The 13,676-nt window shown below is 70.4% G+C and carries 10 protein-coding genes; 6 read left to right on the plus strand and 4 right to left on the minus strand.

Annotation, left to right across the window (positions count from 1 at the left end):
* Positions 1 to 220 precede the first annotated feature (220 nt).
* From OG792_RS03275 to OG792_RS03285, 3 genes are all read right to left on the minus strand, one after another.
* Positions 221 to 2,971: a hypothetical protein gene (locus OG792_RS03275; RefSeq protein ID WP_329107186.1), complete on the minus strand. Its 2,751-nt coding sequence runs from the start codon at positions 2,969 to 2,971 to the stop codon at positions 221 to 223.
* A gap of 76 nt (positions 2,972 to 3,047) precedes the next feature.
* Positions 3,048 to 3,998, minus strand: a complete 951-nt coding sequence (locus OG792_RS03280) for an LLM class F420-dependent oxidoreductase (RefSeq protein ID WP_329107188.1) — start codon at positions 3,996 to 3,998, stop codon at positions 3,048 to 3,050.
* Positions 3,999 to 4,000: 2 nt separating this feature from the next.
* On the minus strand, positions 4,001 to 4,786 hold the full coding sequence (locus OG792_RS03285; RefSeq protein WP_329107190.1) for an ABC transporter ATP-binding protein: 786 nt from the start codon (positions 4,784 to 4,786) through the stop codon (positions 4,001 to 4,003).
* 270 nt (positions 4,787 to 5,056) lie between these two features.
* Here OG792_RS03285 and OG792_RS03290 point away from each other — a divergent pair, with 270 nt between their 5' ends.
* Together OG792_RS03290 and OG792_RS03295 are read left to right on the plus strand one after the other, a co-directional pair.
* Positions 5,057 to 6,097, plus strand: coding sequence for an ABC transporter substrate-binding protein (locus tag OG792_RS03290; protein WP_329107192.1), 1,041 nt, complete (start codon positions 5,057 to 5,059; stop codon positions 6,095 to 6,097).
* A gap of 217 nt (positions 6,098 to 6,314) precedes the next feature.
* A complete protein-coding gene (locus OG792_RS03295) occupies positions 6,315 to 7,151 on the plus strand; it encodes an ABC transporter permease (RefSeq protein WP_329107193.1) in 837 nt (278 codons plus the stop codon).
* Between the two features lie 156 nt (positions 7,152 to 7,307).
* On the opposite strand, the gene OG792_RS03300 is transcribed toward OG792_RS03295, so the two are convergent.
* On the minus strand, positions 7,308 to 8,495 hold the full coding sequence (locus OG792_RS03300) for an ABC transporter substrate-binding protein (RefSeq protein WP_329107194.1): 1,188 nt from the start codon (positions 8,493 to 8,495) through the stop codon (positions 7,308 to 7,310).
* Between the two features lie 479 nt (positions 8,496 to 8,974).
* On the opposite strand from OG792_RS03300, the gene OG792_RS03305 reads away from it, so the two are divergent.
* The 4 genes from OG792_RS03305 (at position 8,975) to OG792_RS03320 (ending at position 13,575) form a co-directional block, all read left to right on the plus strand.
* Complete coding sequence (locus OG792_RS03305; protein ID WP_329107195.1) at positions 8,975 to 12,127, plus strand: sensor histidine kinase; 3,153 nt, start codon at positions 8,975 to 8,977, stop codon at positions 12,125 to 12,127.
* Entirely contained in the window at positions 12,124 to 12,534 is a 411-nt protein-coding gene (locus OG792_RS03310; RefSeq protein ID WP_121158446.1) for a roadblock/LC7 domain-containing protein, read from the plus strand. The genes OG792_RS03305 and OG792_RS03310 overlap by 4 nt, the downstream gene beginning before the upstream one ends.
* A gap of 65 nt (positions 12,535 to 12,599) precedes the next feature.
* Complete coding sequence (locus tag OG792_RS03315) at positions 12,600 to 12,971, plus strand: DUF742 domain-containing protein (protein WP_326561054.1); 372 nt, start codon at positions 12,600 to 12,602, stop codon at positions 12,969 to 12,971.
* A complete protein-coding gene (locus OG792_RS03320; RefSeq protein WP_329107199.1) occupies positions 12,952 to 13,575 on the plus strand; it encodes a GTP-binding protein in 624 nt (207 codons plus the stop codon). Before OG792_RS03315 ends, OG792_RS03320 begins: the two co-directional genes overlap by 20 nt.
* The last annotated feature ends 101 nt before the right edge of the window (positions 13,576 to 13,676 follow it).

Below are 13,676 nucleotides of genomic sequence, written 5' to 3' on the forward strand. Positions count from 1 at the left end.
GGTGGAGTTGCGCCCTCCGTGGTGGTGAGGTTGTGCCCGCCGTGCCCGGCGAGGGCCGTCAGGCTTGATCCCCTCGCCGGTCACGGCGGGCCCAACCCCGCTGCCCGCCGCGTGCTGCCGCCGATAGTGACGTTGATCATGAAGTTAGCAACCGTTTTTGGGGCGGGGGAGGTTGCTAACTTCATGGTCAACTTCGTGGTCAACCTCGTGGGGCGGGGTGTTAGTCGGCGTGGTGGCGGCCGGAGGAGCGGAGGGTACGGCGGGGGGTGTCCTGGGGCCGGGGGTCTTCGGGGGCAATGGGGGCACCCAGGCCGCTGACCCAGTCGACGTACTCCTCGTCGGTTGCCGGGACCGGGCGGTCCGTACGGCCGCGACCGCGTTGTGCCGGAGGCTGCGGTGTGGCGGCGTCGGCGCCTGAGGGTGGCTCGGGGTCGGTGTTGGTGCCGGACGAGCGGTTGCGGCGGAACAGGCCGCGGCGGGGGCGGGACGACTTGGCCTCGGCCTGCGGCTCGGGGCTTTCCTCGACCTTCAGGTCGGTAGCTTCCTCGGTCCGCAGGTCGGACTGTCGCTCGGGCCTCGGGTCGGACTGTCGCTCGGGCCGCAGGTCGGACTGTCGCTCGGGCGTTGGCTCGGACCTCTGGTCGGGCGTTGGGTCGGGCCGCTGGTGTGGTGTCGGTTCCGGTTTTGGTTGCGGTTTTGGTGCGGAGGGGCTTTCGGCACGGAGAGGCTGTGGGCGTTCGGGTTCCCGGAGGGCGGGGTCCGGTGGAGTCGGACGGGGGGCCGCCGCCGGGGGCGGTTCGCTGAGCCGGAACGGGGGTTTGCGCAGCGGCTGCGGGGGCGGGGAGTGGTCGTTGCCTGCTACCGGCTCCGGGGCCTGGTACGGCTTGCCGCTCGGGAGCGGCTCGGGAGTCCGGTACGGGCTGCTGACCGGGAGCGGGTCGGGGGCCTGGTACGGCTTGCTGACCGGGAGCGGCTCGGGAGTCGTGAAGGACGACTCGGGAGTCTTGAAGAGCGGTTCGGGGGCCTTGAAGGGCGACTCGGGGGCCCTGAAGGGCGGTTCGGGAGTCTTGAAGGACGACTCGGGGGTCTTGGCGGGCGGCTCGGGTGGGGCGGTTGGTTGACGGCTCTCCGTACGGGGCGGGTGTTGCTCGGCAGCGGATCGACCGGTGGAATCCGGCGCGGGAGCGGGGGTGTCGGTCCGGCCGGCGGCGAAGGCATTCCAACCGCTGTCGGTGCGTTCCTCGAACGGCTTGCGCGGGTCGACCGACGACGGCCAGAAGTCGGCGGTGGACATGGTGGCGAGCGACGGATCGGCCCATTCCGGTTCCGGGCGTCGGTTCGTCGGCTCGGGCGCACCCGCATCGTCCCGGCCGGACCGGCCCACCGGGTTCTGCTCGGGCGTCGCGGGAGACGGAGCGGCCGGTGGTGGGAGCAGGGGCGCGGGGGCGGCCCGTGGTGGGACCTGCGCCGAGGGGGCGGGGGGCGGCGGGAGCGGCGATGGGGGCGCCGGGCGGGCGGCGGAAGATGACGAAAGGTCGGAATCGCCAGAGTTCGTGGATTCGGGACCGTCCGATGTGCCGGGTGCGAGCTGCGCGGCGGTTTCCGAGGCGAAGCGGTCGCCGGTGAGCTGGATCCCGCCGCCGGCCGTTGGCGGCGGGGTGTAAGCGGGGAACGAGGACGCCGAGCCGGTGGGCAGCGGTTTGCTGGGCAGCGGGTCGCTCAGCAGCGGGTCGCTCAGCAGCGGGTCGGTCTCGCGGGAGCGGCGCGGGCTCGGGATGGCGCCGGGTTCGGTCGACCGGCCGGCTGAGCGACCGGTTGACCGGCTGGCGGAGCTGTCGTCCGGATGGGCGGCCCACACCCCGGTCGGCTGGTCCTGCCACGCCTGCTTCGCGTCGCCGCCCGGCAGGTCGGTCGAGAGGCGGTTGCCGCCCGGCAGGTCCGTCGAGAGGCGATCGGAGGCCGGGAGGTCCGTTGAGAGGTGAGGCTCGGACGCCGGGTCGGTCCACTGGTCCGTCGGACGGTTGGCCCAGGTCTCGGACGGTTCGCCCGGTGCGGGCTGCGGGGTGCGTACCCGCTGGAGGATCTCGGTCGGTTGCAGCGGAACCTGGGTGGCCGTCTCGCTGGTCAAGGGCCAACGCATCACCGCGGCGAGCACCGAGCCGAGCGCGCCCGCGCCGGTCGCGACCAGTGCACCCCAGTACGGCGCCGCCTGGTACTTGTCGGCCGAGTCGCCCGGACCGGCGGCGAGGTAGGCCAGGGCGAGCATCGCCGGTCCTACCGCCCCGGCGGTCGCGACCACCAGCGTCGAATGATTGCGCCAACGGGCGAGCGCGCCGGTCAGCGCCCCGGCGACCAGTGCCAGTGCCGGCATCGTCACGACCGCCAACCGCTGGGTGGTGCCGGCACTCAGCCAGGTCGGGTCCGGCACACCCAGTCGTACGGCGGGTAGCGGGTCGGTCGGGCCGAGTGACGGCATAACCGAGATCAGCGCCAGCAGCCAGATGCCGCCGGTGACAAGCGCGACGTTCCAGCTCGCCGGTGACTGGTGCAGTGCCGCCACCGCCGCCGCGAACCCGACCAGTGCGCCGAGCCCGGCGACGAGGCCGGCGGCGAGGACCGGGTCCACCGACGCGACCTGCGCGGCACGGGCCGGTTGCATGGACAGCGGCGCCACGGCGCCGGCACCGAGAGCGGCGGCCGCGGCGAGTGCCAGTCGGGTGCCGAGGGTCGGGCGGTAGTCGTACCGTCGGGCCAGCCGGTCCGCGATCACCGCACCGACGACCGCGGCCACCATGGTGAACCAACTCACCCAGGCGAGCTGGGCGGTCCACTGACTGACGGTGGTCGCGTCGAAGGTACGGGCGAAGCGCACGATGCCGAAGCCGTACGCGAAGCCGAGCTGGCCCGCTCCGGCCAGTACGCCGACGCCGAGGGCGACGAGCAGCAGCCTGCCCCAGGTCCGAAAGGCCATGCGGGGCAGGTTACGGCCCGTCGGGTTGGATCGCCACCCTGGCGCCAGCGCGTCGGCGACTACTTCGGCTGCCCCGTCACGGCGTGACATCCAGTTGTGGCAGCACCTCGGAGGCGATGAGTTCCAGGTGGTCGAGGTCGGTCAGCTCGGTCAGCCGCAGGTGCACCCGACCGGCGCCGATCTCGCCGAACTCGCCGATCCGCTCCACCAACTGGGCCGGCGAGCCGACTACCGGGTCCTCCGGCGGCAGCGCGCTCTTCTCGTGCAGGGGGGCCGCCCGGCGCTTGGCCTCGGCCTCGTTGCGGCCGATCGCCACCACGATGCCGGTGGAGAGCACCAGCGGGTCCAGCCCGTTCGCGGCCCGGTCCACCGTCTGGCACGCGCCCAGCACCCGCTCGTACGCCTCGGCGGTTTCCTTGACCGACTTGAACGGCATGTTGAACTCGTGCGCGAACCGGGCGGCCAGTGCCGGGGTCCGCTTCAGGCCCTTGCCGCCGACGATGATCGGCGGGCCGGGCACCTGGACCGGCTTGGGCAGGGCGGGTGCGTCGACGAGTTGGTAGTACTCGCCCTGGTGGTTGAACCGCTCGCCGAGCGGCGTACGCCACAGGCCGGTGATGACGGCGAGCTGTTCGGCCAGCCGGTTGAACCGCTCGCCGACCGGCGGGAACGGGATGCCGTACGCGAGGTGCTCCCGCTCGTACCAGCCGGCGCCGATGCCGAGGTCGACCCGGCCGCCGCTCATCTGGTCCACCTGGGCCACGATCACCGCGAGCGGACCGGGCAGCCGGAAGGTGGACGAGGTGACCAGGGTGCCGAGCCTGATCCGGGAGGTTTCCCGGGCCAGCCCGGCCAGGGTGATCCACGCGTCGGTCGGACCGGGCAGTCCGGGGTCGGCACCCATCGCCTGGTAGTGGTCGGCGCGCAGCCAGCCCTCGAACCCGCTGTCCTCGGCGAGTCGAACCATGCGGAGTTGGTCGTCGTAGGTGGCGCCGCGATGCGGCTCGGTGAAGAGGGAAACTCGCACGTCTATCGACCTCTCGTCCCGGCTGCCGCCGGGGAATCGCGCTCCATCAGTAGTTCGTGCAGGTCGGCACTGCAACGGGCCACCTCTTCGAGATGGGCGTTGCGGCCAAGGGTGCGCGGCCGGGGAATGTTGATGTCGACCACCTTGCGGATGCGTCCGGGGCGCGGGCTCAGCACGACCACCCGGTCGGCGAGCAGTACGGCCTCGTCGATCGAGTGGGTGACGAAGACGATGGTGGCGGCGTTCTCCATGTGCACCCGCTGGAGTTCCACCGACAGTTCCTCACGGGTGAGGGCGTCGAGGGCGGAGAACGGTTCGTCCATCAGCATCACCCGAGGGTTACCAACCAGTGACCGACAGAGTGATACCCGTTGTTGCATGCCGCCGGAGAGTTCGTGCGGCAGCCGCTTCTCGAAGCCGCCGAGGCCGGCCATTTCCAGTAGTTCCATCGCGCGGGTCCGGTGGGCCGCGCGGCGCCAGCCGAAGATCTCGACCGGCAGCAGCACGTTGTCCAGCACCGATCGCCAGGGCAGCAGGGCGGGGCGCTGGAAGAGCATGGCGATATCGCGTCGGGTTTTAGTAACCCTTTCGCCACCGACCGTAATTTCGCCTTCGGTTGTCGGTAGTAGGCCGGCGATGAGTCGGAGCAGAGTGGACTTGCCGCAGCCGGAACGGCCGAGAATCGCCACGAACTCGCCCTCGGCGACGTCCAAATCGATGCCACGCAACGCTTCCACGGTGCCCGATCGCCCGGTGAAGGTACGGGACACCCCCGCGAGTCGGATCATCCGGCAGGCTCCCCATCCAACGTTGGCAGGTCAACACCCCGGACAGGTTATCCGGAATGTCGGCGAACGGACACCCCAGGGGGCGATACCAGTTTGTTTCCATTCCGCAACATGACACGCCTGGCGGGGCAAAGGTGGGGTTCTCGTACGCTGTGCCCGCGAAGTTTCCTTAACCACGGCCCGGCGCCCACCCCCCGGCCCCGAGCCGCCCCGCCCCGAACGGCCCCCTCCGGACGGTCGAAAGCCGCCGGTCGAAAGGAAATGGTGTTCATGAACAGGTTCACCCGTACGTTCGCCATCGCCGCCCTGGCCAGCACCCTGGCCATCGCGACCGGTTGCAGTGGCTCGGATGGTTCCGACACGGCCAGCGGTGGCGGTGACAACAAGACGCTGGAGAAGGTCACCTACCTGACCTCGTTCGCCAACTTCGGTCGGGACGCGTACGCGTACGTCGCCAAGGACAAGGGCTACTTCAAGGAAGCCGGGTTCGACGTCGACATCAAGCCGGGCAGCGGGACCCTGAACAACCTCAAGGCGATCGCCACCGGTACCGCGATGTTCACCCCGCTCGACCTCACCGGCATCCTCCAGGCCCGGGGCACCGGGAGCGCGGAGGCCAAGGAGGTGACCGTGGTCGCCGGCATCCAGCAGCGCACCATGGCCGCGATCATCACCCTCGATGACAAGGGCATCACCACCCCGAAGGACCTTGAGGGCAAGACGCTCGTCGACAGCCCCAGCTCGGTGGTGCGCAACCTGTTCCCGACGTACGCCAAGCTCGCCGGGGTCGACGTGAGCAAGGTCACCTGGCGCGATGGTGAACCGGCCGGTCTGATCGGTCTGCTGGCCGCGGGTTCCGCCCAGGGTATCGGGCAGTTCGTCGTGGGCAAGCCCACGGTCGAGGCGGCGGCGAAGGGCAAGAAGGCCGTCGTGCTGCCGTACAGCGACGTGATGACCGACCTCTACGGCAACGTGCTGGTCACCTCGACCAAGATCGCCAAGGAGGACCCGGAGAAGGTCAAGCGGTTCAGCGCCGCGCTGATCAAGGGGCTCATCGCCAGCATCGACAACCCCGAGGAGGCCGGCCAGATCCTGAACAAGAACGTTCCGACCGCCGCCGCCGCGCCGGCCGCCGCCGAGTGTGCGCTGATGGCCGCGTTCGTCCGTTCCGCCGGTACGGGTACGGCGGTCGGCACCATCGACACCGACCGGGTCGCCCGCAGTATCGCGATCCTCCAGGGTGCCGGCGCGATCCCGCCGGGCCTGACCCCCGAGCAGCTCATCGACGTCAACCTGACGCCGAAGGCCTGAGCGTTCCAGCGTCACGGGGGTACACCCACCGGTCACACCGGCGGGTGTACCCCCGCTCTGTTCCGGCCCCCGCCGGCCCCGGCCGAAGTGCCGGTTCCCGCCCGGACCGAGTCAGCAGCCGGCCGATCGCCGGACCGCGTCAGCAGTCGGCCGATCAGCCGGACCGAATGAGGAGCCGGCCGACCGCCGGACCGAATGAGGAGTGTGAGACCAAGAAATGGCCGAGTTGACCGAGGTACGACCCAGGGCGCGCGCGGCCGTGCGCCGGGAGCGTCGGATCGGTGGGTCGGTGGCACGGACGGCCCTCTGGCCGGTGGTCGGGATGGTGGTCACGATCCTCGGGTGGTGGCTTTCCACGGACGTGTTCTCGCTGGTCCACCCGGCTGTGCTGCCGCCACCGGGGGAGGTGCTGGACGCGTTCACCGCCAAGCCGACCCTGCTGTTCGAGGGGATGCTGGAGACCACGCTGGAGACCCTGATCGGCTTCCTGCTCTCCACCGTGGCGGGGGTCCTGATCGGGCTCGCGCTGGCCGCCTCACAGACCCTGGAACGGATGTTCTCCCCGCTGCTGATCGGGATCAACGCCATCCCGAAGGTGACGATCGCGCCGTTGCTCGTCTTCGCCTTCGGTTGGGGACAGCAGCCAATCCTGATCATGGTGTTCCTGCTCTGCTTCTTCCCGATCGTGCTCGCCACCACGTCCGGGCTGACCGCCACCCCCTCCGACCTGGTCGAGCTGGCCAGGTCGCTGCACGCGTCGCGGTTCCAGGCGTTCCGCAAGGTACGGATGCCGGCCGCGCTGCCGCAGATCTTCGTCGGCCTGAAGGTGGCCATGCCGCTGGCCGCGATCGGCGCGGTGATCGGGGAGTTCCAGGCCGGCGCCGGCAAGGGCCTGGGTACGCAGATCATCCAGTTCGGTGGTCAGGGTGACAGTGCCACCGCGTGGGTGGCGATCCTGCTGATCGGGATCATGAGCATCGTGCTCTACTACGGCCTGGTCCTGGTCGAGTACCTGACGTTGCCGTGGGTACGGGAAACCACCTCGGCGCGCTGAACCGTGTTCGCCCGGCGCGCGGTGTGTCTTCGGCACGACCTCCGGTGGGCCGGTCCCGGTCCGACCGGGTTCCGGTGTCGGTACCGCCGGCGGCCACGGACCAGCCCTCGCGGGTGGGTCCGTGGCCGCCGTACGGCCGTCCGATGGGGGCGCCGGTCAGCTGGCCAGACGCCAGCGGCCACCGCGGGCCACCAGCATGCTCAGCGCCTGTGGCATCAGGCCGGAGTGGTTGTCCGGGGTCATCCGGATCGGGCCGCTGAGGCCGTCGAGCTGCGAGGTTTCCAGCACGTCGCGGAGCCCATCGCGGTTGGTGTTCTCGGTGGTGCTGCCGGAGCGGACGGCCGCGTCGGTGATGAGCTGGAGCGCGTCCGCCGCGAACGAGGAACTGCCGTAGTAGCCGCCGAACCGGGCGGTGTAGTCCCGGAACCACTGCTTGCGGGCCGCCTTCGCGGGGGTCGTCGCGATGACGTCGTCGATCACCATGGTCTGGCTGAAGACCATTGTCGTGTTCTCCGCGGCCTGTCCGCCGGCGCCTTCCAGGAACAGGTCACCGGCTGCTCCCGCGTCGAAGAAGAGTTGGCCCCGGAAATTGTCCGCCCGCGCCTGGGTGGCGGCCAGGATCGATTGTTCGGCGTTGGTCCATACGATGAGCGCGTCCACCTTGGCCGCGATCATCGCGTTCACCGGCTCGGTGAGGTCGGTGTCGGTTGGTTTGATCGGCTGGGGGGTGGCGACTCGGTACCTGGCCTTGTCCAGTTCGGCCTTCAGCGCCGCCTGGCCGTCGCGACCGTACGTGTCATCGGTGTAGAGCACGCCGACCTTTTTGATTGCCGTCCGGAGCCGCAGTTCGGCGACCAGGGCGGCGGCACTGTCGGGCGCGTTCGGTGCCAGCTTGAACACATAGCGTCGATCGCCGATCGGAGTCGCCACGTTGTTGGCGGCGGCCAGGGCGATGGTCGGGATCTTCTTGTCGTTGATGGGGCCCGCCGCCGCCACCGCGCACGCGTCACAGCTGCCCATGATGATGGCGCTGACCGTGGGATCGGCGGCGAACTCACCGATGTTGCGCAGCGATTCGTTCGGGTCGGAGCGGTTGTCCTTGACCGTCAGGGAGAGCTTCCGGCCACCGAGTACACCAGACTCGTTGATTTGCTCGACCTTGAGTTCAAGGGCGCGCTTGTACGCCTCGCCGACCGGCGCCGACGCGCCGGAGAGTTCCAGGTCGGCGCGGACAACGATCTCGCCGGTGTCCTGCGGATCGCTGCTGAACTGGCAGCCGGTGAGCGACGTGGCCAGAATGGCCGAGGCGAGCACCGTGAGTGTCGCGGAGCGGATGGGCGTCAACTCAGTCCTCCATGTGCGCGGCTAGGGCGGGGTGCCCGGTCACCGGCGACGAATTCCGTCCTCAGTAGAGCGACGGGGGTGGTCTGTCGTACGGTGTGCGCGAAGCCTTCAAACCTGGAAAACCTTGCCAATGGCGAGCGCCCGGGTCAAGCGGGCGTAGTCGAGCATGTTTCAGGACGGCGATCCTACATTCGGGACGCCGATCCCACATGCTGGCGGCGGCCGGTGTTCGCGGGCGTTAACTTTCCAGATGCAAACGACCACTCTGACGATATTTGCCCAGTTCAGGGGCCCGTGAATAGAAGGGTTTCGGTGAGCAGAGTAGTGGTTCAGTCCCGTCAGACCGATTCCTGCCGTACCGCCGCTTCCCAAATCCTGCTGCTTCTGATGAAATCGCGGCCGTGCCGCGTGCGGCCCCATCCGTGGCAGCAGGCACCGGAGGGGTGGCCACGCGTGGGAGAAACGACGGAGGCGATGTCGTGAGCACCGGACCTACGACCCTGCCCGAAAACGGCCCGCCGGAGCACGGGGCACGGCGCCGCTGGCTGCCCCGACTTCGGGACACCAGGATTCGGTCCAAACTTGCGCTCATCCTGGTGGTGCCGGTCGCGGCGGTCCTAGCGCTGGCTACCGTCCGGCTGGTCGACGTCGGCCAGACGGCGCTCGACGCGAACATGATCCGGTCGCTGACCGCGCTGTCGGCCGACGTGTCCGCCCTCACCCAGGATCTGCACAAGGAACGGATGGCCGCGGCCACCTACCTGGCCGACCCGGGGGCCAACGCGGACGCGTACAACCTGGCCGTCCGGCGTACGGACGAGCAGATCACCGCGTACAACGGGGAGCGCAACGGCATCGGCACCGTGCCGGAGTCGATCCAGACCCGGATCGGCAAGATCGATGACCACCTGGCGACCTTGAACAGCACCCGCCAGGAGGTGCTCGACCGCAAGCAGATGCTGGTTGTCGAGGCGGTACTGCGCTACGGCGTGATCCTCACCGACCTCGGCGACTACGGCGAAACCCTCGGTGAGCTCTCCGGTGAGGGCCGGGTCGGGGACAGCCTCCGGGCCGTCGCCGCCTTCGCCCGAGCCAAGGCGGGTGCCTCGGAGGAGCAGGCGGTGGGCTTCACCGCGCTGCGTTCGGCCCGGCTCGACGAGGAGCAGTACTCGTCGTTCGTGGCCACCCAGACCAGCCAGCAGGAGGCCCTGGCCTCCTTCGAACTGGCCGCCTCGGCGAGCCAGAACGAACTGGTGGACAAGACCTACAGCGGTGACGCCGTGACGCTGGCCGAACGGGCCGCCTCCGATGTCGCCCGCGCGGTCGGCCAGCCGACCAGCGCCGCCTTCGCCAAGAGCACGTCGGAGGCGATCGGGGCGGTCATCGACCTGATGCGCTGGGCGGAAATCCAGCTTGAGGTCGAGCTGCTCGCCCAGGCCGACCGGGCCCAGTCGGACGTGATCCAGCAGGCCGTGATCGAGTCGATAGTGGTGTTGATCACGTTGATCGTCGCCATCGCGCTCGCCGTCATCCTGGCCCGGTCGCTGAACGCCTCGCTGCGCCGGCTGCGTGAGGGCGCCCTCTCGGTGGCCAACCACGACCTGCCGGACGCGGTCGCCCGGCTGCAAAACGTCGGCAGCATCGGTGACGGCGGCGTGGAGGAGATCGTCCGCCAGGTACGGGACCCGATCCGGCTGAACAACAAGGACGAGATCGGTCAGGTCGCGCTCGCCTTCAACGTCGTACACCGGGAAGCCGTCCGGGTCGCGGCCGAGCAGGCCGCCCTGCGGACCAGCGTCTCGGCGATGTTCCTCAACCTGGCCCGTCGAAGCCAGGCACTGGTCGATCGCATGATCGGCGAGCTCGACATGATCGAGCGCGGTGAGGAGGACCCGAAGCGGTTGGCCCAGCTCTTCGAGCTGGACCACCTGGCCACCCGAATGCGCCGCAACGACGAGAACCTGCTGGTCCTCGCCGGTGCCGACTCCACCGCGCCCCGTCGCGACGACGCGCTGCTGGTCGACGCCCTGCGCGCCGCCCAGTCCGAGGTCGAGGCGTACAACCGGATCGAGTTCGGCACCGTCGACACCGACATCTCGGTGGCCGCGCACGCGGTCAACGACGTCGTACGGCTGATCGCCGAGCTGCTCGACAACGCCACCCGGTTCTCCTCGCCGAACACCGTCGTGGTCGCCGACGCCCGGCGCATCCGCGACTACGTGCTGATCCAGGTCGAGGACCGTGGCCTGGGCCTGAGCGAGGAACAGCTCGACGCGCTCAACCGCCGGTTGGCCGCCCCGCCGACCGTGGACGTGGCCGCGTTCCGGCTGATGGGTCTGGCCGTGGTGAGCCGGCTCGCCTCCCGGTACGGCATCCGGGTGGAACTGCGCCGCAACGTCGAGGGCGGCACGGTGGCCCAGGTCACCCTGCCCAGCGAGACCGTGGTGCTGCCGCAGCTGCGGGGCCGCGAACCACTGGCCACCCGGCCCCGGCAGCCGCTCGCGGTCGAGCCGGGTCCGGCGGCCGCGCTGCCGGCCGGTCCGAGCTGGTCGGAGCCGATGACCCCGGTCGGTGCCGGTCGTGCCTCGGCCGCCACCCTGACCGACCAGTGGCGTACCACCCCGCCCGCGCAGCCGCAGCCGATGCAGTGGCAGACCGCCGACGCGCGGGACACCACGCTGCCGGTCGGCGCCACCGCCGCGCCGGTCACCCACCAGTTGGCCGCGCACCCGACGGCCGCGCACCCGCTGGTCACCCCGCCGCCGGCGCAGACCCACCCCACGCTGATCGCGCCGGTCGACAGCCACGCCGGTGCGCCGACCATGGCGTACCCGACGGTTCGTTCGCTGCCGCAGCGGACCGTCGGTGCCGGAATGGCTGCCAATTCGGCACCGGCTGCCCCGGTGTCGACGCCGTCGGCCGGGCTGCCGGCCGGACCGGTGGCCGGAATGGCCGCCACCCCGCAGGCACCGCCGGTCGCACCGCCCGCGCCGGCACCCACACCACGGGCGCCGGAACAGGGCGAGGCACCGATCTTCCGGGAGATGGAAGCGGTCTGGTTCCGTTCCCACGGGCAGGACTCGACCGCGATCTTCAACGTGCCGCCGGGGGGCTACCAGACGCCACCGGCCGCCCGGACCGTACCGGCGCCACGGGCCTCCGAGCCGGCCGCGCAACGGGCCAGCCTGGCGGAGAGTGTCGCCGCCCGTGGCCGGGCCACCCTGCCGGCCCGTACCCCGGGCCAGACCACCACCACCGGCTTCCCGCCGCAGCAGTCCCCGGCCGCACCGGCTCGGGCACCCGAACCGGAACCGGTGGCAGCGGCGGTCACCGCCCCGGCCAGCCCCGGTACGGAGGCCTGGCGGACGGCCGCGGACGAGGGCTGGGCCCGGGCCACCAAGGCGGCCGAACCGGCCGCCTTGGGCACCACCCGCTCCGGTCTGCCCAAGCGGGTGCCGCAGGCACAACTCGTGCCCGGCGGCGTCGAGACGAAGCCCGGTAACGCACCGAGCCGTAGGACCCCGGACGAGGTACGGGGACTGCTGTCCGCCTATCACCGCGGTGTGCAACGCGGCCGTACGGCCGGCAGTGAGCAGAACGGCACGACATCAACCAAGGAGACGAGCCGATGAACAGGCCAGCAGCGATGCAGGACATGGGTTGGCTGCTCAGCAACTTCGCCGACAGCGTGGCGGGGATCGCGCACGTGGTGGCCGTGTCGGCCGACGGGCTGCTCCTCGCCTCCTCACGTGACCTGCCGCAGGACCGCGCCGACCAGCTTGCCGCGATCACCTCGGGCGTGGTCAGCCTCACCGACGGTGCCTCCCGGATGTTCAGCGCCGGTGGGGTGCTCCAGACCGTCATCGAGATGGACAGCGGTTACCTGTTCCTCATGTCGATCAGTGACGGCTCGTCGATGGCCGTACTCGCCGCCCGGAGTTGCGATGTCGGCCAGGTCGGTTACGAGATGGCGCTCCTGGTCGAGCGGGTCGGCGCCGCGCTGGTGCCATTGCCACGCGAGGCGGTCGTCCGCCCCTAGCACGGATTTGATCAAGGACGGATGTCGGTGGTGCCGCAACCTGACCGGAAGGAGGTGACCGCAGAATGGACTACCCCCCGCGCCGAGAGGATCCGCGTGGTGCGCTGGTCCGGCCGTACGCGGTCACTCGCGGCCGTACCGAACCTCGCCAGGACATCGCCCTTGAGGCGGTACTCACGGCGACTCCGGCTGCGGTTGCGGAGTCCCGGTTCGCCGGGCATGACAAGCACCGCATCGCCACTGTCTGCGAGGGCCGGGCGCAGTCGCTGGCGGAGATCGCCGCGTACACCCGGCTTCCGCTGGGTGTCGCCCGAGTGCTGGTCGCCGACATGGTGGCGGACAGCTTGCTGACGCTGCACACTGCCGCTCCCCCGGAAGCGTACGAGGAGCGGATGGAACTGCTTGAGAGGGTGCTAAGTGGACTTCGCAGGCTATGACCCCGTCGGGGCACGCCGCAACCGGGGGATCACCTCCGCGAAGATTGTGGTTGCGGGCGGCTTCGGTGTGGGCAAGACGACGCTTGTCGGCGCGGTCTCGGAGATCACTCCGCTGACCACCGAGGCGGTGATGACAGCGGCCGGCGTCGGCATCGACGATCCGTCGAAGGTGCCGGGCAAGGAGACCACCACGGTCGCCATGGACTTCGGTCGTATCACCATGGCCCAGGATCTGATTCTCTACCTGTTCGGGACGCCGGGGCAGACCCGGTTCTGGTTCATGTGGGACGAGATCATCCGGGGTGCGGTGGGCGCGGCGGTCCTGGTCGACACCCGGCGGATCACCGACGCGTTCGCTCCGCTCGACTACTTCGAGAACCGGAAGCTGCCGTACGTGGTGGCGTTGAACCACTTCGACGGGGCACCGCAGTACGCGCCGGAGGAGGTGCGGGAGGCCCTGGCCATCGCACCGCACGTACCGCTGGTGATGACCGACGCCCGGCACCGGGAGTCGGTCAAGCAGGTGCTGGTGACCGTGGTCGAGCACGCGATGGCGACCCTCCAGTCGCAGCACGGCCGGGGTTTTCCCACCCCGGTCGGCTGATCCCCGGTTCACTTGGCCGGCCGGGGCCGTGCGGTCGGGTCGACCGGACGGGCCCCGGTCGGCTCCGCGCGGCGGGGGCGATCGGGTGGCGACCGGCGCGG

This window comes from Micromonospora sp. NBC_01699, assembly GCF_036250065.1.
Classification (GTDB): Bacteria; Actinomycetota; Actinomycetes; order Mycobacteriales; family Micromonosporaceae; genus Micromonospora_G.